Origin of the sequence: Rhizobium sp. BR 249 (genome assembly GCF_047445895.1) — a bacterium.
Taxonomy (GTDB): domain Bacteria; phylum Pseudomonadota; class Alphaproteobacteria; order Rhizobiales; family Rhizobiaceae; genus Rhizobium.
In genome coordinates this window covers 18763-40615 of the sequence record NZ_JARWKX010000008.1, presented here as the reverse complement: position 1 = coordinate 40615, position 21853 = coordinate 18763, and the positions used below count along the sequence as shown (strand labels likewise).

Sequence of the window (21853 nt, the reverse complement as noted above, 5' to 3'; positions counted from 1 at the left end):
TTTCCGCCATATGCTAACGCGAGGATTTGCGTTCGCGAGGAAAAGACGCCATATCGCAAAGAAAGAAAAACTTTGTCGTGAACGATATGAGAAACCTCACCAGACTACGTTCGCTCCAGGCGCTGGAGGCATCTGCACGGCACGGCAGCTTCGTCGGGGCGGCCACCGAACTCGACGTCACGCCGCCCGCCGTCGGCCAGCTTGTCCGCTCGCTGGAGGATTGGGTCGGATATCCATTGTTCAGGCGGAGCCGTTCCGGCACCGAGCGCCTGACGCCGGTCGACGAGGCGCGGGAGGCTCTCGAAGAGATTGCCCAAGGGCTCGATCTTCTCGAATCCGGCCTTCGCAAGCTCAGCGGCCGCAAGGCCCGTTCGGTCGTGGTGGTGACGGCGTCGCAGGCGCTCGTCGCCAACTGGCTTTTGTCCCGGCTCGAAGATTTTTCATCAGCCTATCCCGGTATCGACGTGCGGCTCGACGTTTCGGACCGGGTCATCGATCTCGCCCAGGGCGAGGCGGATATCGGCATCAGATGCGGCCTGGGCTCCTGGAAGGGCGTGCGGTCCACCTTTCTGATGGGCGAAGAGATCATCGCCGTCTGCCATAACAGGCTCTTGCCCGCCGATCGCGACGTAACGGCAGGATGGATCGCGGAGCAGACGCTGATCCATGACGGAACAGCCCATCCCGGCGGGGATTTTCCAAGCTGGAGCGAATGGCTCGCCCGAGCCGGCGCCAACCAGGCGCCCGCCGATGGCGGCCTGAAGATCAATTCCACCGCCGCCGTCATTCACGCGGCGGTCGCGGCAAGAGGCGTGGCCCTCGTGCGAAAGGCGCTCGTGGCGCAGGAGTTGGAGAGTGGCCGGCTGGCGCATCTGCTGCCGGAGGTCCGATGGCCCGTCAAATGGGCCTATTACATCGTGGCTGCGCCCAAGGCGTTACGACGGCACGAGGTCGGCGCGTTTCACGACTGGCTGGCGGGTCGCTCCTTGCAGCGATGATCGCTGCCGCTATTCCAGCATGACGACGGCTTCGACTTCGAAGAGCATGGGGTCGATGGCGAGCTTGGGCACGGGAATCAGCGTCTGCGCCGGCAGTGCCTCGCCGAACATTTCCTTGACGTTCCTGGTCAGCACCTCGAGCTTGGACATATCGTGATCGACCACGAAGACCGTGAGCTTGGCGACCTGATCCGGCCTTGCGCCAAGCGCATCGAGGGCGGTGTGCAGATTTGCGTAGGCCTGTTTCACCTGGACGGCGAAATCAGGCGACAGGGTCCCGGTGCCGTCCTGGCCGCCCTGTCCTGAGATGTACGCGAGCCGAGCTTCGCGCGGCACGATCACCGCAGTGCTGTAGCCGTTCGGCGTCGGGTCGTAGAGCTTCTGCGGGTTGACGATGGTCAGCTTGAGATCCTTCTCGCTTGCTGTCGTCATGCTGGGAACCGCTGTTGTCATGATGATGAGGCCTCCGATGAGCAGATGCTGGATTGCGCGTGACATGGTTTTTCTTGGCTCCGATGGGCGCGAAGGACTGACCTCGCGCCGGATGGTCGAATTGACTCGTACGATGTACGATTGAATTGCATCGTACATCGTACGAGTCAACTGTCGAGGATCGACATTCCCCACATTGTCCGCTTAAATCGGCGCAGTGATCGGCAGGGAAAACGGATGGCAGCCAAACGCAGCGGCGCGCAGAGCAAACGGTCTCCGGGGAAAACCGCGTCTGCGCGGCCCGCGCAGGAGCCGCGCAATGAACCGGCTCTGTCTCTGGAGCGGATCGTCGCGACCGCGGTGGAACTGCTGGACGCTCAAGGCGTCGACGGGTTGACGATGCGCCGGCTTGCCGATCGTCTCGGTTCGGGGGCGATGAGCCTCTATTGGCATGTCGACAACAAGGAGAAAGTCTTCGACCTGGCGCTCGACTCGGTGCTCGCATATCGCGGATCGCCCGAAACGGCCGCGTCCGAGGACTGGCGCGGGGAAGTCGTTCATATGCTTGAGGACTGGCGCGCCGGCATGCTGCGCCATCCCTGGTCGGCATTGCTGCTGCCGCGCCGGGCGCTCGGCCCGAACATCCTCGCCCGGCTGGAACGGTTGAACAGGATTCTCTCCGGCGCCGGTGTCGCCGATGCGGATTTGAACGCCGCGATATGGTCGCTTTGGAATTATGTGATGGGCGCTACTGTCACCCGGGCAAACTTCGATCTTTCGGAGGAGGGCAGGGCCGCCGCGCAGCAGCGGCTTGCAAGCCTCGGCGAACACTACCCGGCAATCGAACGCTCTCGTCTGCTGCTGGATAATGATTGGGACGGCGCTTTCCGCAAAGGCCTCGACTTCCTGCTCGATGGCCTTGCTCCGAGATAACAATTATCGGTGGCAACGAACACAAAGGCTTAGTAACCTGACCCCCGCTGCAATCGGCCATATCGACCTCCATTCGACCAGCTTCGGCCTTTGCAGCGATCTCGGCGCGGAGACGAGGAGCCATGAGTGACACGCGGCGTAAGCTGACGACGATCTTCTGTGCTGACGTGCAGGACTATACGCGGCTGATGGGAGCCGACGAGGAGGGGACGCTCGCGACGCTGAAGCGCTGCCGGGAAGCGATGGAGCACCTGATCGAAAGCCATGGCGGTCGCGTCGTCAACACCTGGGGCGACGGGCTGATCGCGGAGTTTCCGAGCGTGGTCGAGGCGGTGCGCGCGGCCGTCGATACCCAGAACGAACTCGCAGGCTTCAATGCCCGCCGCCCGAGCGACGGGCGCATGCTCTTCCGCATCGGCATCAATCTCGGCGACGTGATCGTCGAAGGCGACGACATCTATGGCGACGGCGTCAATATCGCCGCGCGGCTGCAGACGTCGGCTTCGCCGGGCGGCATCGTCATATCGAGCACCGTTTACGACCAGGTGCGCAACAAGGTGGCGGTCGGTTTCGAGTTTCTCGGGCCGCTGATGGTGAAGAATGTCGAAGAGGGTGTGCCGAGCTATGCGGTGAGAATCGGCGACGGAGGCGACGAGGCCCCACCTGCCGAACGACCCTCCGCCGAACGACCCGCTGCCACCCGGCCGCAGCCGGCGGCGGCCGCCGTCATGACCGAGGCAAGGCCGGCGCCCGGCGGACGGAGGCTGTTTGCCGTGCTCGGCGTCATCGCCGTCGTGCTGATCGTCATCAATCTGCTGTCGTGGCAGGGCGTTTTCTGGGCGCGGTTTCCCGTGCTGGCGCTTGCCGTCGTGGCGGCGCTTGCCTGGAATCGCGGCCAGACCTGGTTCGACCGCAAGTTCGCCGCGCTCGCGATCGTCGCGCTCGGCATCATCGGCATCAACCTCTTCACCTGGAGCGGGACCTTCTGGGCGGTGTGGCCGATCCTGGGGATCGCAGCGATGATCGGCCTGCGATGGTCGATGCGCCGATAGATATTCGGCACGCAGTACGTTACGCGGTATTTCGCCCAGAAACCCTCGTTGCCGCGACTCGCTTGCGTTGTTATCAACTCTCAAGCCGACGGGTGCGCAAAAGGCCCGGAACGGATGCAATGGCTATCAAGCGAGCATCCGATTGAATGAACCTGTTTCCCCAACATCGTCGCTTGAGCACTCTCTCCAACCAAGATCGTTGCATAATGCTACCTGACCGAGACGTAAGCATTTGATGTTGGCCAATGGCCCCATGAGTCGCTGCCTGCCTCGTGGTTGAATTGCGAAGACTGGTATGATGCCTCTCGCGAGATCGGAGATTGAACATTTTGGCTGACGCACCGACGTTGTTGCCTTGTGCAACCATAACTGTTCCAATAACAAACCGAATCTCAGCGGATACCCTGGATTAATGTTTACTGAGAAAACAGCTACACCGATCTCGTTTTGGCTAGAAACACTTGGTTACTCGGCGACCGGGGACGCCATTATAACGTCGGCCGACCAAGTTGGCCGCAGGCCCTACGCTAGTGAGCTTCGAGACCTTCTCGATCCAACTGGAGATTTTGGTTGCGACGCGGTGTTCGTCGTCGAAAATACTCCGACGATATGTTTCGTGAACTCGAAGCGGCTTGGGGAGCGCTCCAAAGTTGACGCGATAAGGCAGCGCTTGTGGAATCAAAATCTCGCTTCGGCACTTCTCGTATGTGACGAAGCACGGGTGGATGCTTTCTCTATTCCGAAATGGAAAGATGATGTGTCCGCGGCTGATGGTTTGTCCGCCAAAGAGGCACGAGTCGATGGAAATTGGTCCGCGTCCGAGGTCCAATCGTCAGAGGTCCAGCAACGCCTTTCGGACTGGTTTGATCCTAACCTGCGTGTCGATAGACAGCTACTTCGCCGGCTTGAAGCCGCTGTCCAGGCATTGACGCAAGGCGAGGATCCAGCACTGGCGAGCAAAGACCAAGCGAAAATGCTATTGGCGCAGATTTTATTTATCTCGTATCTTGAGCATCGCGGCATAGCGGGCGACGAATACCGGCGGCAGCACGACCTCGGAAAGCTTCATGATCTGGTCGTGGCAAAGGATGGCGCGGGTGTCGATCGGCTGATCAGTCAGCTAAAGAAAGACTTCAATGGTGACTTCCTGGAGCCACGGGACATAAACTGGCAGGGGCTTGATGAGCGTGTCCTCCAAACGGTGGACGCATTCTTGTCTCGGGTCGATCTTAGAACTGGGCAGAAGGACTTCTGGAACTATGATTTTAGTCACATTCCGGTTGAGCTGCTTTCAGGTATTTATGAGGTCTTCCTAGGTGAAGACAAACAAGACGAGGGTGCGTATTACACTCCGCGCGTTCTTGCAGAGCTAGCTATCGAGCAGGCCTTCGAAGGTCTTCAGTCACTCTCAGACCTTCGCGTTTATGATGGTGCGTGCGGTTCCGGAATTCTTCTCACCACTGCGTTTCGCAGAATAGTCAGCTGGGAGGAGTCTGGCCGTGGATCAAATTTGACCATTCAGGAACGGATTAAGCTTCTTCGGAAGACCATCTTTGGCGGCGATATCAACCCGATCGCTTGCCGTGTCACGGCATTCAGTCTTTATCTATGCCTGCTCGAACGTCTGGCTCCCGCTGACCTGACGCAATTGCAAGGTGACGAAGACTGCAAGCTGCCGGAGCTGGTCGGTCAAAATATCGCACAGGGGGACGATCAGGGAGACTTCTTCTCGGATGCGAACCCATTCTCCAGCAGTGGTAACTTTGACCTGATAGTCTCTAACCCTCCGTGGCGAGAGCTAAAGCAGGGTAAGGGCGAGCGTGCGAAGGCATGGGCCGAGGATCATCAGGTTCGTTTGCCCCATAAGCAGATTGCCGCCGCCTACGCGATGAAAGCCATGTTGGCTGTCAAGCCTGGGGGACGGCTTCTCCTGATATTGCCGACATCGCTGATAACGGCACCATCAAACGCGGACTTCATCAAGCAGTTGGCTGTTCGCGCGACGGTGGAGCGAATGACTAATCTCTCCGATTTCAGACGGATTTTGTTTGCGGAGGCCGAACATGCTTGCACGATAGTGAGAGCGACAAATTTGCCCGGTCTGAAAGAGGGAAGGGTGGAAGGGAGTTTTGAGTATTGGGTGCCAAAGGTCGATATAAGTTTCGCCTTTAACCGCTTAACCCTCCATGACTATGACCATACTACTCTCCGGAGATCAGAGCTCATTGAAGGGAACGCGCGACTCCGCAGGTTATTCTGGGGAGGGCGGCGCGATGAGGGACTTTATTCTCGGCTCTTGGAATTTCCTCAGATCGCCGATGTAGCTAAAATGCGCGGATGGGTGATTGCAAAGGGCTATCACATGAAGGACGGCGACAAACGCGCCGACCCTACCGTTCTGCAAGCCTACCGCTTCTTGCCTACGACTGCCTTAAACACCGCGTCCCCAATCGTCTCGGTAGCGAAGCTTGGCGCGCTGCCTGTTCATCGTGGCGTTTCATCATTGGGCAACACTGCGCTTTATGAGGGAGAACGAGTTCTTGTTCCTGATGGCACCTCGGTTGAAATGGAGATCCGTGCCGGGTACGCAAATGAGCCATTCTGTTTCAATTCCGCAGTTGGCGGTATCCGTTTGCCGGACGGGGAGCGTGACCTTGCGCAGTTCCTGACATTGTACCTTCGATCGAGCCTTGCGAAATACTTCCTGATTCTGACGGCCTACACGGCGCAGACTGAACGTGCTCGTGTCACACTGTCGGATATCAAAGGCCTTCCCTTTCCTCGGCTGCAATCGAAGTCCAGCGATGTCGAGGAGGCGATTTCCACGGCAGGTGGCTTACTGCACGAGTTGGCGGACGATGCGACACGCGATTTTGGCGAAAGCCATGCCGCTGAGTTACAAAAGAGAATCGATAAGACGGTTTTCAACGTCTTTGGACTGGCCGAGAATGAACGCATCCTTATTCAGGACATGGTGCGACTAAGCGCCTCAAGCTTGCAACCAACGAGCTATGGGGAAATCCTCACGCCGCTTCAGAAGCATCCAGGAATGACTGAAATCAATAATTACGGCAAGATGCTTGAAAAATCCTTGTTGACGTGGTCGCGCAATCTTGATGGCAAGGGCACAATTTCGGCAAGGGTTGTTGACCGTGGCTCTGATCGAACACCTCTCGATGTCATCCATGTGGCGTTGAGAATCCGCGACAGCGAGGTTCAGGAAACACCTCACGGGAGCACGGCCCGGGAAATTATAAACGCCATAGCATTGGAGATTGCCGGCGGTCGGCCGATCGACTTCTTCGCCATGCCGAACTCCATATTCGTCTGGGGTGACGACATCTTCGTGATCAAGCCAAGAAGAATGCGTTTCTGGACGGAAAGTGCGGCGTTGCGCGACGCTGACGAGATTTTTGAACTGATCGCCTCGGGCTGGAAAAGGGGTTCGGGGGTTTATTCTCATTGAAGCGGATCATCAAATTACCTGGCGCAGCGCCAGTTTTATTTCCTGCCCAGGACCTCTCAAAATTCCTACAATATGTTCGAGACGTGTGGGATGAGCTGAAGCTAGAGGCTCCCGCTTGGTGGAATATGCGAAAGGAAACAGATCTCGTTGCTGGTTTTTTTGAGGCATTAGACAATGATGAGCGCCGGATGAAAGCAGGCGTGGGCTTTGGACACTTATTTTTAGAGGCGGTGTCCATAGTGCTTGACGCTAACGGTCTACCAAAGCAGAGCGGGCGCACAGATATCCGGTTTGCTTATAGTGGTCCATCGTTTGCGCCCGTCCTGGTGCTTGAGTTCAAGCGGCTAGATAACAAGGGCCGCCTTCGAACCCACTATGTAACAAATGGAGTTATCCGATTCATTACAGGACAATACGCGCCAACTGAAGATTTCGGAGTCATGGTTGGATTGGTGAGCGGGTCAGTCACCATCGAAAAAGTTGCGCTCTTGAAATATCTTCGTCGCAACGACGTTCGTATCTCGACGAGTAGTACCGGCGATCTCGAGCCTTCACACATGGTGGCCCTTGATTTCGACACCGGCCATAGTCGAAGCGCAACAACGTGCGAAGCTACGGAATTCTCCTTGGGCCACCTATTGCTGGAACGATGAGCAGCATTTCATCCTCTTCAACGAGGGACGACAAATGAAGCGGACATCTACCTCGAACAGCGTCTTCATATCTTAGGGCCTTCGCACTTGAGTTGGCCACGACTGCGAGAGGTAATTGGCGTCAGAGACGCATCCGCGAGGTTTGCTCAAGCAAAAGTGAGCGGCCGGATTATTTCCAATCTTTGCTGATATTACAAATCGGTAATGCCGGGTGCTTATGCTTGCCGTTAAGCTGCAAAAGCGCGATATTGTCGCACCAGCCGGGAATCTCGATCCCTGGAGATTAGATCTCCGGGATGCCGATCCCGCAGCGCCTCTTTCGACCGACCCTGGTCCAACCTCGAGTCCCTCCGGAGACGTGAATGGCCTTTTGGAAGCAGTTTGTACTTTCGCTCATCGTCATCATTGCCGGCTTTGCCGCGTGGGTTTTCCTTGCGCCCGGGGCCGGCGATACGATGCGTGACGCAGGCATTCCGGAGAGCATCGTTTCCAGGATCGCGCCGAAGGCCGAGGAGACTGCGGAGGCCGGCGCTTCCGCCGGAGCGCAGGGGCGGCAACGTGGCCAGGGCCAAGGGCAGAACCGCCGCGGCGGTGGGCGAAGCAACGCCATTCTCGTCGCGACGGAAGCCGTCGTCCAGGGCGTGGTCAACGACCGCCTGAATGCCATCGGCACGGGGGATGCGATCCGCTCGGTCGCGGTGACGCCGCAGGCCACGGGAACGATCCGCGAAATCCTCATCAAGTCGGGCGACAGGGTGAAGGCCGGCCAGGTGCTCGCCAAGCTCGACAGCGAGGAGCAGGTGATCGCGCGCGGCCAGGCTGACGTGGCTGTGAAGGCCGCCGTCGAGAAATCCAATCTCTACCACAACATCAAGTCCAGCGTGTCGCGCATGGACGTCTTCGATTCCGAGATCGCCGAGCAGGGCGCCCGGCTGCAGCTGCAGGCCGCCGAGCTCAATCTCGCCCGGCGCAACATCACGGCGCCGATCGACGGCATCGTCGGGATCGTGCCGGTCAATATCGGCGACAACGTCACGACATCGACGCCGATCGTCACGCTGGACGACCGGTCGGAAATCCTCGTCGACTTCTGGGTGCCGGAGCGTTTTTCCAATGCGGTTGCTGTCGGCCAGCCGGTGGAGGCGATGTCGGTGGCAAGGCCGGGGCAGTTGTTTTCGGGCGTGATCGAGGCAGTCGACAACCGTATCGATGCGGCAAGCCGCACGCTGCGCCTGCGCGCCCGCATCGATAACTCTTCCGACGAGCTGCGCGCCGGCATGTCCTTCAGCGTCAGCATGAAATTCCCCGGCGACAAATATCCGGCGGTCGATCCGCAGTCCGTGCAGTGGGATTCGCAAGGCTCCTTCGTCTGGCAGGTGACCGACGACAAGTCGCATAAGGTGCGGGTGAGCATCGTCCAGCGCAATCCCGACTTCATTCTCGTCAAGGCCGACCTCAAGGACGGCGACAAGATCGTGACGCAGGGCCTGCAGCGCGTGCGTGAGGGCGGGGCGGTGCGTGTTTCCGCCGATGTCGCCGCGAGCGGGGAGGTCGCGACCCAATGAGCGTGACCGAGATGCCTCAGGACCGAGCGTCGGGCAAGCAGAGCTTCACCGCGCTTTTCGTTCGCCGGCCGATCCTGGCGCTGGTGTTCAACACGCTGATGGTCGTCGCCGGCCTTGCGGCCTATGTCGGCGTCGAGGTGCGGGAGCTGCCCGATGTCGACCGTCCCGTCGTGACCGTGCGCACCACCTTCGACGGCGCGTCGCCGCAGACGATCGACCAGGAACTGACCAAGGTGATCGAAGGCGCGGTCGCGCGCGTCAGCGGCCTGAAATCGATCTCCTCGACCTCTTCCTTCGGCCAGAGCCGGGTGACGCTCGAATTCTCCGATGCGATCGATCTCGCGGTCGCCGCCAACGACGTGCGCGATGCGATCGGCCGCATCACCCAGAACCTGCCCGACGAGGCGGATGCGCCGCAGATCGTCAAGGCGGATTCGGATTCCTCGGCGATCATGCGCCTTGCCGTGACCTCCACCAACCTCAACATGGACGACCTGACGCAGCTCGTCGAAAACGAGGTGATCGATCGGCTCGCCTCCGTCGACGGCGTCGCCGACGTCGAGGAATATGGCGACCAGGAGAAGGTCTTCCGCGTCGATGTCGACCAGGGCGCGCTCGCCAGCCGCGGGCTCACCATCGGCGACCTGACCAAGGCGCTCGACAATGCCGCGCTCGACGTTCCGGCCGGCTCGCTGAAGAGCGCGACGCAGGATATCGTCGTGCGCGCTACCGCCAACCTGCAGACGCCGGCGGATTTTTCCGATGTCATGCTGCAGGACCGCGTCCGGTTGGGAGACGTCGCGACCGTGACGCTCGGGCCCCGCGACGGCGATACGGCGCTGCGCTCCAACGGCAAGCCGGGCATCGGCCTGGGCATCATCCGCCAGGCGCAGTCGAATACGCTGAATATCTCGACCGGCATCAAGGCCGCTGTCGAGCAGCTGTCGAAGACGCTGCCTGAGGGAACGACGATCGCCATCACCAGCGACGACGCCGTCTTCATCCAGGGTGCGATCCATGAGGTGGTGCTGGCGCTGGTGCTTGCCGCCGTCATCGTCACCGCCGTCATCTATCTCTTCCTGCGCGACTGGCGGGCGACGCTGATCCCGGCGGTCAGCATGCCGGTGGCGCTGATCGGCACGCTGGCGGCGATCTACATGGTCGGCTTTTCGATCAACATCCTGACGCTGCTTGCGATCGTGCTCGCCACCGGTCTGGTCGTCGACGACGCGATCGTGGTGCTCGAAAACATCGTGCGCCGGCGCGCCGAAGGCATGGGGCCGCGCGCGGCCGCCGTGCTCGGCACGCGCGAGGTGTTCTTCGCCGTCATCGCCACGACCGCGACGCTGGCGGCCGTCTTCATCCCGCTTTCCTTCCTGCCGGGGCAGGTCGGCGGCCTTTTCCGCGAATTCGGCTTCGTGCTCGCCTTCTCGGTCGGCCTGTCGTCGATCGTGGCGCTGACTTTGTGCCCGATGCTTGCCTCGCGCATGCTGACGAAGCCGATGATCGAGGATCACGGCGCGCTCGGCCGCTTCGGCGGCGCGCTCGCCCGCCTCTACAAATGGGCGCTGCACGGTTGCCTCAACGCGCCCTTCGTCGTCATCCTGTTCTCGGTGATGTTTGCCGGCGCGGCGCTCATCGCCTTCTCGACGGTCAAGAGCGAGCTGACGCCGGAAGAGGACCGGTCGCTGGTGATGATGCGGCTGACGACGCCGCAGGGATCGAGCCTCGAATATACCCGCGACAAGATGCAGCTCGTCGAGGAGTATCTGCAGCCGCTGGTCGACAGCGGCGACATCCGCAACGTCTTCTCGATCTCCGGGCAGGGCGGCTCGCTGAACAGCGGCTTCATGGTGCTGACACTTGCCCCCTGGGGAGAGCGGCACCGGACGCAGGCCGAGATCGTCGGCGACATCAACCAGGCGGCGGCGAAGGTGCCGGCGTTGCGCGGCAACGCCATCTCCTCCAACAGCCTGCGCATCCGCGGCGCCGGCAGCGGCGTGCAGATGGCGCTTGTCGGCAACGACCACGAGGCGTTGACGGCAGCGGCCGCCAAGCTGGTGCAGGCGCTCGACGCCACCGGCCAATATGATACGCCGCGCCTGACCAACGAGCCCAGCCAGGCACAGGTATCGGTGGCGATCGACCGCGAGCGCGCCTCGGATCTCGGCATCGACATCACCGGGCTCTCGACGGCGATCCAATCGCTGCTCGAAGGGCGCTCTGTGGTCGACGTCTTCGTCGACGGCGAATCCTATCCCGTGCTTTTGACCTCGACGACGCGGCCGATCGACGATCCCACGGATCTCGAAAACGTCTTCCTGAAGACCGGAGACGGCAAGATCGTGCCGATGTCGGTCATCGCCTCGATGAAGGAAGGTTCGGTCGCCCCGCAGCTCAATCGCGAGCAGCAGCTCGCTTCCGTGGCGATCACCGCCGGCATCAGGAACGGCATGTCGCTCGGCGATGCCGTCAAACAGGTGACGGAACTTGCCGAGCCGCTGCTGCCGCCCGGCGCGCGCCTGCTGCCGCTCGCGGAAGCCGCGACGCTGGAAGAGAATTCGAGCGGCATGGCGCTGACCTTCGGCTTTGCCATCGTCATCATCTTCCTGGTGCTCGCCGCCCAGTTCGAAAGCGTGCTCTCCTCGGTGATCATCATGTCGACGGTGCCGCTCGGCCTTGCCTGCGCCGTCTTCGCTTTGATCATCACCGGTTCCAGCCTCAACATCTACAGCCAGATCGGCCTGGTGCTGCTCGTCGGCGTCATGGCGAAGAACGGCATTCTGATCGTCGAATTCGCCAATCAGCTGCGTGACAGGGGCGAGGATGTGCGCTCCTCGATCGAGAAGGCCTGCGCGCTGCGCCTTCGCCCCGTGATGATGACGATGATCGCCACCATCCTCGGCGGCGTGCCGCTGGTCTTTGCCCATGGCGCGGGTGCGGAAGCGCGCGTGGCGCTCGGCTGGGTGATCGTCGGCGGCCTCGGTTTTGCGACGCTGGTGACGCTGTTCATCACGCCGGTCGCCTATCTTCTGCTTGCCCGCTTCGCCAAGCCGCATGCGCATGAGGAAGCGCGCCTGCACGAGGAGATGTCGGTCGCAACGAGGCCGCGCGCCGCCCCCGACGAGGAGCAGCTGCAGGCCGCCGAATAAGCTTTTCATTCGAATCGAACGCGCCGCCGGATCCCATCCGGCGGCGTTCTCATGGTGTATGAAGTCTTGCGAAATAAGATAAATTTCCTCTGAAGATTAGCCGTTTTTTAAGCATAAGCGGCAATGATCGTGACCAGGAACCGACTGACCTTCTTCGTTTCTTGAAGGCAACGCGCTGGACGCCCAGCGACCCCGGACATGAGTGTCCGTGCGGAAGGTTCATTCCTGTTCTGTTGCGTTCTGTTGTGTTTTTGGAGTTTAGTTCCGTGAGTCTTTATCAGCGCGTCTCCGTTGATGCGGCGCTCTATGTATTGCGCGATATCAACCGGAAGATGGATGTCACCCAGAACCACATCACGACGGGCATGCGTGTCGCCAAAGCGGCCGACAACGCCGTCTACTGGTCTGTCGCCACCACCGCACGCACCGACAACAAGGCCGTCTCGGCCATTCAGGACGCGCTCGGCATGGCGGCTGCGACGATGGGCACGGCCTATACCGGCGTCCAGAACGTCATCGATGTCGTCTCCGAGATCAAGGCCAAGCTCGTTGCCGCCACCGAAGAGGGGGTCGACAAGAACAAGATCAACGAAGAGCTCAAGCAGTTGCAGGAGCAATTGCGCAGCGTTTCGGAATCGGCGACCTTCAACAGCGACAACTGGGTGATCCTCACCAACGATGCGACGCCGACGCAGCCGCGCCAGATCCCGGCGTCCTTCATCCGCAATTCCGACGGCACTGTCTCCGTGGGCATGCTGAGCTACCATATCGACAATACGCCCGTGGGGGCCACGACCTCCAAGGATGCGCGCTACCTCATCGACGACCGCGCTACGGGCTCGGGCGAATACGGCGTGCTGACCTCGTCCTATTTCGCCACCGAACTCGGGGCCGCGCAGAACTATGTGCTGATGACCAGCAAGAACGGCACCACGACCGGCCAGGTCGTGATTTCGGTGTCGTCAAGCACGACGAGCGGGCAGCTCGGCCAAATGATCAGCGTCGTCGACGCCGCGCTGACGCAGCTGACGACGGTCGGATCGGCCTTCGGCGCGCTGGAGAAGCGCATCGAGCTGCAGAACGACTTCGCCACCAAGCTGCACGACAACATCACCGCCGGCATCGGCCGTCTCGTCGATGCCGATATGGAGGAGGAATCGAGTAAACTCCGGGCGCTGCAGACGCAGCAGCAGCTCGGCCTGCAATCGCTGAACATCGCCAATGCGACCTACGATACGGTCAGGCAGTTGTTCCAGAATTTCTAAAGGGGCGATTGGGCGATTGGAGCGGCACTGTGCTGTCTATTTGACTGTTAATTGCCCAGGATACCGGCGGTCGATTTGGAGGGCGCACTAACCCACTCCGTCATTCCTGTGACGAGCACAGGAATGACGGAGGAGAAATGGGCGCGCGCCAGCGATGCCTGTAGAGAGTAGGTATGGCGTTGCAAGCACAAGCCCCGCCAACCCACTAAAAACTGGTGATATCAGCGCATTGCTGCAACATATCTGCTGTTTCGGCGCCTGAAATTCCCCTATCAAGGGAACATCTTCATTTTCTTGCCGTAATCCTTGCCATTTGCTCGCATCAGTTTTGAACGGAGACCATCCTGTCCATGATCAAGAAATTCATACTTCTGGCCGTCGCCGCAAGCTATCTCAGCGCCTGCACGACGACCGATCCCTATACTGGTGAGCAGAAGGTTTCCAATACGGCGGGCGGCGCGGCGCTCGGCGCGCTCGGCGGCGCTCTCGTCGGCGTGGCCGTCGGCGGCGGCGGGCACGGCAAGCGCAATGCGGCGCTGATCGGCGCCGGCATCGGGGCTCTGGCCGGCGGCGCGATCGGCAACTACATGGACCAGCAGGAAGCCGAGCTTCGCGCCCAGCTCGAAGGCACCGGCATCTCCGTCACCCGCCAGGGCGACAACATCATTCTCAACATGCCCTCGAACATCACCTTCGACGTCGACCAGGACGCGGTGAAGCCGGGCTTCTATCCGACGCTGAATTCGGTGGCGATCGTGCTGCGCAAGTTCAACCGCACGCTGATCGACGTCAACGGCCATACGGATTCGACCGGCAGCCTGCAGCATAACCAGGACCTGTCGCAGCGCCGCGCGCTGTCGGTTGCCGACTATCTCGGCGGCCAGGGCATCGACCAGCGCCGCGTCTCCGCCGTCGGCTTCGGCCCCTCGCAGCCCGTCGCCTCCAACGCCTCCGAGGCCGGCCGCGCCCAGAACCGCCGCGTCGAAATCCAGATCGCGCCGATCACGCAGGGCTGAGCCAAGCCTCGATAGTCGCGAGAGCACAATGGAAAGGCGGGTTTCCCGCCTTTCTATCGATGGTCAGGTTGATGCCGCAGCCTGTTCCTTGGAGCGTTTAGGCATCCGGGTGACTTTTACGGTCACATGGCGATCAAGCGCATTGAGAACCCGCACAAGCCGGTCGATGGTGAAGCGGCCAAGGTCTGCGTTGCGAATGCGGGAAAGATCGGCGGCAGTTATGCCAGTCAGCTTTTCCCCGTCGCGCACGGTCAGTTTGCGCCGGTCGAGGGCCGTAATGATCTCGGCGGCAAGCTGGGCCTTCATTTGCCTGGTATCGGCATCGGGGTCGCCAAGATCAGCGTAAAGGTTGCCGCTGCCTCGAACGATTTCGAAGTCATTGTCACTCATCGCAACATCTCCTTTATTCGTTTCAAACGGGCTTGGATGAGCTCAACGTCCTTTTGCGGCGTCGCTATTCCTTTGGTCGATTTCTTCTGGAAGGCGTGGACCACCCAAATGGCATCTCCAAGCTGAACCGCATAAATGGCCCGATAAGCATCCGTGCGGTAGGGTAGGGCGATTTCGAACACGCCTGAGCCCAAACCTTTCATGGGTTTCGCAATATCAGCTTTTTGACCCATGCCGGCGATGGCAAGCGCGTCTTTCATCCTGTCCTGAACGGCCTGGGGAAAGTCCCCGAAGTCTTTCAACGCCGCTTTGACCCATGCAATCTCTTTCATGGATTCACGTTGTCATATATGACAACGAGAGGCAAGTGTTTCTCGGAAAATCAAAAGCAGTTCGAGAAGCTAAGAATCATGCTTGGCTCTTCATCAATGCTGCATCGTCGCCCCCTTGGTGATCTTGTCGACGATCTTCTTGTCGGCTCTGAGCGCGATGCCGACGACCTTGGCGTCGTCGGGGGCGTATTCGGCGAAGACGGCGCGGTTGGCGCCGTCGTGGCCGGTGGCAAACATCTCCTCGATGAAGATAGAGGAGGTCACTTCGCGCTCCAGCGCGCGGCGATGGATGCTCGATATCGTCGCTTCGTCGGCGGAAAGCACGATGATCGGCTGGATGGATAGCGGGTTGTAGAGATTGCCGGCGCGGTCCTTGTAGGGCGCTCCGATGATCTCGGGATATTGCCCGGCGATGCCTGTCGACAGGAAGGCCGTGACGTTCAGCTTCTGCCAGCCGGCAAGATTGTTTCGCAGGACGATCGCAATTTTGGTATCAAACATTTCAGTCTCTCTCATCAGGGTATCGAAACGCGTTGAGCCAGGATCTAACGCCGCAGGTCTTCGAGGGTCTTGAACGTTTGTGCGAGCCGCAAGGGGGCAGCGGCATGCTGGCCGCGCCCGCGGGCAGCGGCATCCTGACTGCGCCCGCCTTTCCCGGCATCGAGCGCATCGAGGCGCAGTTCTCCGGCAATGTCTTCGAGCCGCACCGGCACGATACCTATGCGCTCGGGGTGACGCTGCACGGCGTCCAGGCCTTTACCTATCGCGGCGAGCGGCGCTTCAGCCTGCCGGGGCAGGTGATCGTTTTGCATCCCGACGAGGAGCATGACGGCGGAGCGGCGACCGAGGCCGGGCTGCATTACCGCATGCTCTACCTGGAGCCTTCGCTGCTGATGGAATGCCTGGAGGCGGAGAAGATCGGGCTTCCTTTCGTCGAACAGCCGGTCATTGGCGACGGTGCCTTGGCGACGGTGCTTCTGGACGCGCTCGGGGAACTCGACCGGGAGCTGGACGAGCTTTTCGTCGACGATTTCGTCAGCCGCGTCGCTGGCGGCCTGTCGCGGCATTCGCAGGTGCGCCGCCGGCCTCTGGGTACGGTGGCCTGGCGGCAGGTGCGGGCAGCGCGCGATTATCTGGAGGCGCATGCGCTCAGGCCCGTGCGCTCGGGCGAGTTGGAGAAGATTACCGGTCTCGACCGCTTCACGCTGTCACGCCATTTCCGCACGGCCTTTGCCACCAGCCCGCACCGCTACATGCTGATGCGGCGCCTGCAGCAGGCGAGGGCGCTGATGGGTGAAGGCGAAGGTTTTGCCGATGTGGCGGCTGCGACCGGCTTTGCCGACCAGGCGCATTTCAATCGCCATTTCAAGAAGGCCTACGGCATCACGCCCGGGCAATGGGCCGGTCTCAGACGGGGTTTTCCGCAAGGCCGGAACGGCGCGCGATAAAGCGGGCGAGCGCCGGCCCGATCAGCAGAATGACCAGGAAACGGCCGGTCTGCATCGCCATCACGAAGGGCACGTCGACATCGCTTGAGGCAGCGATGATGGCGACGGAATCGGCGCCGCCGGGGCTGGTGGCGAGGTAGGCGGTCAGCGGATCGATGCCGGCGAAGACGTGAAGTGCCGCCGCCATGCAGCCGCAGAGCGCCATCAGCAGCACGATGCAGGCCGCGACCCGCGGCAGGGCGCGCGCCACATGGCTGATGATCGAGCGGGTGAAACGCAGGCCGATGCTCCAGCCGACGAGCGCATAGGCGATGGCAAGCAGCCACATCGGCAGCTCGATCTTCAAGAGGCCGACGCCCTGCAGGAGGGCGCCGAGAAAGAGCGGCACGATGATCATGCCGCCCTGGATGCGCAGGCGGCGCACGCCATAGGCGCAAAAGCCGGCAAAGCCGATGGTCGCCGCAAGGGCCGGCCAATCGACTGCGGGAAAGAGGACGAGCGGCGGCGGCTCTCCGCCGTCGGCCGCGACCCAGAGGCGCGAGATCACCGAAGCGCCGACGGCGACGAAGACGACGCGCAGATATTGCATAAAGGCGACGAGGCGGGCATCGGCGCCATAGGCTTCCGACATGATGACCATGGCCGAGGCCGCACCCGGCGAGGAGCCCCAGACGGCGGTCGTTCCCGGCAGCACCTGCCAGCGCGTCAGAAGCCAGCCGAGGCCGGTGGCGATGGCGATGACCGAGAAGACGAACAGCAGGAAGAGCGGCGCGTCCTTCGCCATGGCGCCGAGAATATCAGGGGTGATGGTGCGCGCCATCATCAGCCCGACGAGCACCTGGCCGAACTGCAGCGGCTGAAGCGGCACGCGAAGCTTGCCCTTGCCGACGGTCAGCGCCAGCACGATGGCGGCGACCATCGGCCCGATCAGCAGCGAGGCGGGCAGGGCGAAGAGTTCGAGAAAGACGGTGAAGGCTGTGGAAAGCGCAAGCAGCAACGCCCATTTCGGCAGGCCGGCATCCCGCAGCAGGCGGCGTGCGTGGCTGAGTGGCATGAATCCCCGTATGTTTCCCGGCCGGTGCCAAGCCCTGAGGCTGAAATGAGAGGAAGCTCCGGCATGACGAAGAGAGGCCGGCTCAAGGGCCGGTCGGCGCTGCTTCGGTATAGGCGGGCGCCGCGAGCGCGGTCAATTGCGAAATCTGGCTTCGAGGCGATACAGCATGCTAATTTGATTCAAGCCGCCGCCTCAAGCCCTTGTTATCTCTCAGAGACGCACATGCCCGACGAGGAAATCGAGCAGGGCGCGCACGCGCGCCGGCAGCGGCCCGCCCTGGCCCATATAGACGGCATAGAATTCCTCGATATCGCCGGGATTGGCCGCTTCCAGCACCTGTATCAGCCGGCCGGCATCGATATCGGCGCGCACGGTGAAGGCGGCCAGCCGCGCAAGACCGGCGCCGGCAAGTGCCAGATGGCGCATGGCTTCGCCGTCTCCCACCTGCACGCCGGGCGTGATCGGCACCGTTACCGTTTCGCCGTCCTCGCGCAGTGGCCAGCCCTCGACGGCGCGGGCGTAGGAAAAGCCGATGCGGCAATGGCGGCTGAGATCGGCGACGCCACGCGGCTCGCCATGACGCCTGAGATAATCGGGCGAGGCGACGATGAGCTTGCCGGTGGCGCCGAGCTTGCGGGCGATCAGGCTGGAGTTCTTCAGGGGCCCGGTGCGGATCGCGACATCGGCGCGCTCTTCCATCAGGTCGACGATCCTGTCGGTGTGTGTGATGTCGAGCGTGACGGCGGGATGAAGCGCCATGAAGGCGGGCAGGAGCGGCGCCAGCACATGATTGCCGAAGGAGCCGCTGGTGTTGATGCGGATGCGGCCCGAGGCCTGTTCGCCCGAGGAAGCCTGGCGTTCCGCCTCGGCGATATCGGCAAGGATGGCGATGCTGCGCTCATAGAAGGCGCAGCCCTCCGGCGTCAGTTGCAGCTTGCGGGTCGAGCGGTTGACGAGGCGGGCGCCGAGGCGCGCTTCCAGCCGGGCGACGAGCTTGCTGACGGCCGACGGCGTCATGCGCCGCGCCGTGGCGGCTGCGGAAAAGCCGCCGCGCTCGACGACGCTGACGAAGACTTCCATTTCGCCGGAGCGGTTGATGTCCTGGCGGCTCATGATGAATTCAAGTCACAGATGATGTTCTGTCAGGCAATCTATATCAATGTATAGGCCGGGTCTATCTCAGAGAAAACACAGGAGACAGATCGATGGAATACAGAAATCTCGGCGCATCCGGCCTCAGGGTGCCGGCTTTGAGCTTCGGCGCGGGTACGTTCGGCGGCAGCGGCCCGCTGTTCGGCGCCTGGGGCAATACCGGTGCCGAAGAGGCCCGGCGGCTGGTCGACATCTGCCTCGAAGCTGGCGTCAATCTCTTCGACACGGCCGATGTCTATTCGGCCGGTGCTTCCGAAGAGGTGCTCGGCCAGGCGATCCGCGGCCGGCGGGATACCGTGCTGATTTCGACCAAGACCGCGCTGCCGATGGGCGAGGGGCAGCAGGATTGGGGCACGTCGCGGGCACGGCTGATCCGGGCGACGGAGGATGCGCTGCGCCGGCTCGGCACCGATTGCATCGACCTCTTGCAGCTTCACGCTTTCGACGCCTCGACGCCGGTCGAGGAGGTGCTGTCGACGCTCGACGGCCTCGTCGCCGCAGGCAAGATCCGTTATGTCGGCGTCTCGAATTTTTCCGGCTGGGAGCTGATGAAATCGCTCGCGGCGGCCGAGCGCTGGGGTTATCCCCGCTATGTCGCCCATCAGGTCTATTATTCGCTGGCGGGGCGCGACTACGAATGGGAGTTGATGCCGCTCGGCGCCGATCAGGGCGTCGGCGCTCTCGTCTGGAGCCCGCTTGCCTGGGGCCGGCTGACCGGCAAGATCCGTCGCGGCGAGCCGCTGCCTCAGGCAAGCCGGCTGCATGAGACGGCGCAATACGGCCCGCCGGTCGACGAGGAGAGGCTGTTCGACATCGTCGACGTCCTCGACGCTATATCAGCCGAGACCGGCCGGACCGTGCCGCAGATCGCCATCAACTGGCTGCTCGGCCGTCCCACGGTGTCCAGTGTCATCATCGGCGCGCGCAACGAGGAGCAGTTGCGCCAGAATCTCGGCGCGGTCGGATGGAGCCTTTCGAAAGAGCAGATCGAAAGGCTCGATGCCGTCAGCGCGGTCACGGCGCCTTACCCCTATTTTCCGTATCGGCGGCAGGAGGGCTTCGCCCGGCTCAATCCGCCGATCGTCTGAAAGCTCAGTTCCTGTCGGCCCGGTAGGCGACGCAGTCGACCTCGACCTTGCAATCGACCATCATCCGCGACTGGACGCAGGCGCGGGCCGGCGGGTGCTTTCCGAAATATTCGGCATAGACGCCGTTGAAGCTCCAGAAGTCGCGCGGGTCGTCCAGCCAGACGCCGACACGCACCACGTCCTCGACCCCGTAGCCCGCCTCGTGCAGGATGGCGATCAGGTTTTCGATGGCCTTGCGGGTCTGGGGAACGATGCCGCCGTCGATGATCTCGCCCTTTTCCATCGGCACCTGGCCGGATACGTGAAGCCAGCCGCCGGCTTCCACCGCACGCGCAAAGGGCAAGGGCTGTCCGCCGGCGCCGGTTTCCCCGGCGCCGTAACGCTTGATCGTCATGGGATCTCTTTCTTCTTCAATTGAAACTTGACGTTTTCAGGAATTCCGCGAGGCGCTGCGTCTTCGGCTGCACGAACATCTCCTTCGGATCGCCTTCCTCGCAGATCACGCCCTTGTTCATGAAGATCACGCGGGAGGAAACCTCGTAGGCGAAACGCATCTCGTGGGTGACGAGCAGCATGCTCATGCCGTCGGAGGCGAGCCCCTTGATGACCTGCAGGACCTCGCCGACGAGTTCCGGATCGAGCGCCGAGGTGACTTCGTCGAACAGCATCAGCCGCGGGTTCATGGCGATGGCGCGGGCGATGGCGACACGCTGCTGCTGGCCGCCGGAGAGCTGGCCGGGATAATGATCGGCGCGCGAGGCCAGCCCCACGCGGTCGAGCCATTTTTCGGCCACCGCGCGCGCCTCGTCGCGCGGCATCTTCTTCACCTTGACGAGACCGAGCATGACGTTGCGGGCCGCCGTCATATGCGGGAACAGGTTGAACTGCTGGAAGGCCATGCCGGTCAGCGCCCGCTGGCGGGCGATTTCCTTTTCGCTCTTGCGTTTGCGCACGCCGCCGGATTGTTCGTAGCCGATCTCTTCGCCGTCGAGCAGGATGTGCCCGCCCTGGAAGTCCTCGAGCATGTTGATACAGCGCAGCATCGTCGTCTTGCCGGAGCCGGAGGAGCCGATGATCGAGATCACCTCTCCCTGCTGCATGGTGCAATCGACGCCTTTCAACACCTCGACGGGCCCATATTGCTTGTGCAGCCCCTGAATTTCGAGAAGTACCTTGCTCATGACCGAGCCCTCACGATGGAACGACCGTCTTGCGCTCGACATATTTGCCGAGGCGCTCGATGCCGTAATTGATGACGAAGTAGAGAAGCCCCGCGAAGAAATAGAACTGGAGGCTCAGGAAATTGCGGGAGATGATCTCCTGTGTGCGCAGCAGCAGCTCGGCGACGCCGATGACGGAAAGCAGCGTCGAGGCCTTGACCATTTCCGCCGCCGTGTTGACCCAGGCGGGCAGGAACTGGCGCAGCGCCTGCGGCCAGAGCACATAGGCGAAGGTCTGGTTGAAGGTCAGGCCGATCGCCTTGGCCGCTTCGGTCTGGCCCCTGGGGATCGCCTGCAGGCCGCCGCGCACGATCTCGCCGACATGCGATGAGCAGAAGACCGCAAGAGCGAGCACGCCGGCCTGGAACGGGCCGAGCTCGATGCCGACGGTGGAAAGCACGTAATAGCTCGCCAGCACCAAGACCAGAACCGGCGTTCCCCGGATGAAGTCAGTATAGGCCCGCACGATCAGGCGCAGCACGCGGTTGCCGTAGACGAGCGCGAGCCCGACGAGCACGCCGAGCAGCGACCCGATGACGATCGCCAGCAGCGAGATCGAGACGGTGACGCCGAGCCCCTTGAGGATGACGAAGCGGGCGATCCAGAGCTGATCGAGAAAAGCAGTAAGACCCATCAT

General features: G+C 61.7%; 20 protein-coding genes. 11 read left to right on the top strand and 9 right to left on the bottom strand.

The window, feature by feature from the left end; translation table 11 throughout:
* Positions 1-86: 86 nt before the first annotated feature.
* Positions 87-998 (top strand): LysR substrate-binding domain-containing protein, encoded by a 912-nt coding sequence (locus tag QD408_RS09665; protein WP_088681414.1) that lies wholly within the window; start codon positions 87-89, stop codon positions 996-998.
* Positions 999-1007: 9 nt separating this feature from the next.
* Here the strand turns inward: QD408_RS09665 and QD408_RS09660 are convergent, their stop codons facing one another.
* On the bottom strand, positions 1008-1496 hold the full coding sequence (locus QD408_RS09660) for a RidA family protein (RefSeq protein ID WP_414139152.1): 489 nt from the start codon (positions 1494-1496) through the stop codon (positions 1008-1010).
* A 171-nt stretch (positions 1497-1667) separates the two neighbouring features.
* Here QD408_RS09660 and QD408_RS09655 point away from each other — a divergent pair, with 171 nt between their 5' ends.
* From QD408_RS09655 to QD408_RS09620, 8 genes are all read left to right on the top strand, one after another.
* On the top strand, positions 1668-2363 hold the full coding sequence (locus QD408_RS09655) for a TetR/AcrR family transcriptional regulator (protein ID WP_414139151.1): 696 nt from the start codon (positions 1668-1670) through the stop codon (positions 2361-2363).
* Positions 2364-2485: 122 nt separating this feature from the next.
* Positions 2486-3415, top strand: a complete 930-nt coding sequence (locus QD408_RS09650; RefSeq protein WP_414139150.1) for an adenylate/guanylate cyclase domain-containing protein — start codon at positions 2486-2488, stop codon at positions 3413-3415.
* Positions 3416-3995: 580 nt separating this feature from the next.
* On the top strand, positions 3996-6881 hold the full coding sequence (locus QD408_RS09645; protein ID WP_414139149.1) for an N-6 DNA methylase: 2886 nt from the start codon (positions 3996-3998) through the stop codon (positions 6879-6881).
* Positions 6878-7534, top strand: coding sequence for a hypothetical protein (locus QD408_RS09640; RefSeq protein ID WP_414139148.1), 657 nt, complete (start codon positions 6878-6880; stop codon positions 7532-7534). Before QD408_RS09645 ends, QD408_RS09640 begins: the two co-directional genes overlap by 4 nt.
* Positions 7535-7896: 362 nt before the next feature.
* Positions 7897-9099: an efflux RND transporter periplasmic adaptor subunit gene (locus tag QD408_RS09635; protein WP_414139147.1), complete on the top strand. Its 1203-nt coding sequence runs from the start codon at positions 7897-7899 to the stop codon at positions 9097-9099.
* Entirely contained in the window at positions 9096-12251 is a 3156-nt protein-coding gene (locus QD408_RS09630) for an efflux RND transporter permease subunit (protein ID WP_414139146.1), read from the top strand. Before QD408_RS09635 ends, QD408_RS09630 begins: the two co-directional genes overlap by 4 nt.
* A 266-nt stretch (positions 12252-12517) precedes the next feature.
* Positions 12518-13516 carry a flagellin gene (locus QD408_RS09625; protein WP_414139145.1) on the top strand — a complete coding sequence of 333 codons (999 nt, stop codon included), beginning with the start codon at positions 12518-12520 and terminating at the stop codon, positions 13514-13516.
* Positions 13517-13866: 350 nt separating this feature from the next.
* Positions 13867-14532, top strand: coding sequence for an OmpA family protein (locus tag QD408_RS09620; protein WP_064694663.1), 666 nt, complete (start codon positions 13867-13869; stop codon positions 14530-14532).
* A gap of 63 nt (positions 14533-14595) precedes the next feature.
* Here the strand turns inward: QD408_RS09620 and QD408_RS09615 are convergent, their stop codons facing one another.
* The 3 genes from QD408_RS09615 to QD408_RS09605 form a co-directional block, all read right to left on the bottom strand.
* Positions 14596-14922 carry a helix-turn-helix domain-containing protein gene (locus QD408_RS09615; protein WP_414139144.1) on the bottom strand — a complete coding sequence of 109 codons (327 nt, stop codon included), beginning with the start codon at positions 14920-14922 and terminating at the stop codon, positions 14596-14598.
* The gene (locus QD408_RS09610) at positions 14919-15254 is read right to left on the bottom strand and encodes a type II toxin-antitoxin system RelE/ParE family toxin (protein ID WP_414139143.1); all 336 of its coding nucleotides are present in this window, start codon (positions 15252-15254) and stop codon (positions 14919-14921) included. Before QD408_RS09610 ends, QD408_RS09615 begins: the two co-directional genes overlap by 4 nt.
* Before the next feature lie 93 nt (positions 15255-15347).
* Entirely contained in the window at positions 15348-15755 is a 408-nt protein-coding gene (locus QD408_RS09605) for a DUF2000 family protein (RefSeq protein WP_414139142.1), read from the bottom strand.
* Positions 15756-15787: 32 nt separating this feature from the next.
* Between QD408_RS09605 and QD408_RS09600 the strand changes: the two genes are divergently transcribed.
* Positions 15788-16702: an AraC family transcriptional regulator gene (locus QD408_RS09600; RefSeq protein WP_414139141.1), complete on the top strand. Its 915-nt coding sequence runs from the start codon at positions 15788-15790 to the stop codon at positions 16700-16702.
* On the opposite strand, the gene QD408_RS09595 is transcribed toward QD408_RS09600, so the two are convergent.
* Together QD408_RS09595 and QD408_RS09590 are read right to left on the bottom strand one after the other, a co-directional pair.
* Positions 16662-17756 (bottom strand): AbrB family transcriptional regulator, encoded by a 1095-nt coding sequence (locus tag QD408_RS09595; RefSeq protein WP_414139140.1) that lies wholly within the window; start codon positions 17754-17756, stop codon positions 16662-16664. The genes QD408_RS09600 and QD408_RS09595 overlap by 41 nt on opposite strands.
* Positions 17757-17966: 210 nt before the next feature.
* Positions 17967-18869 (bottom strand): LysR family transcriptional regulator, encoded by a 903-nt coding sequence (locus QD408_RS09590; RefSeq protein ID WP_088681384.1) that lies wholly within the window; start codon positions 18867-18869, stop codon positions 17967-17969.
* Positions 18870-18961: 92 nt separating this feature from the next.
* Between QD408_RS09590 and QD408_RS09585 the strand changes: the two genes are divergently transcribed.
* Positions 18962-19996 (top strand): aldo/keto reductase, encoded by a 1035-nt coding sequence (locus QD408_RS09585; protein WP_414139139.1) that lies wholly within the window; start codon positions 18962-18964, stop codon positions 19994-19996.
* A 4-nt stretch (positions 19997-20000) separates the two neighbouring features.
* On the opposite strand, the gene QD408_RS09580 is transcribed toward QD408_RS09585, so the two are convergent.
* Genes QD408_RS09580 through QD408_RS09570 form a run of 3 tightly spaced genes read right to left on the bottom strand, consistent with a single transcriptional unit; the run spans position 20001 to position 21853 of the window.
* Positions 20001-20390 (bottom strand): RidA family protein, encoded by a 390-nt coding sequence (locus QD408_RS09580; RefSeq protein WP_088681386.1) that lies wholly within the window; start codon positions 20388-20390, stop codon positions 20001-20003.
* A 16-nt stretch (positions 20391-20406) separates the two neighbouring features.
* A complete protein-coding gene (locus tag QD408_RS09575) occupies positions 20407-21177 on the bottom strand; it encodes an amino acid ABC transporter ATP-binding protein (protein WP_088681387.1) in 771 nt (256 codons plus the stop codon).
* 10 nt (positions 21178-21187) lie between these two features.
* On the bottom strand, positions 21188-21853 hold the full coding sequence (locus tag QD408_RS09570; protein ID WP_414139138.1) for an amino acid ABC transporter permease: 666 nt from the start codon (positions 21851-21853) through the stop codon (positions 21188-21190).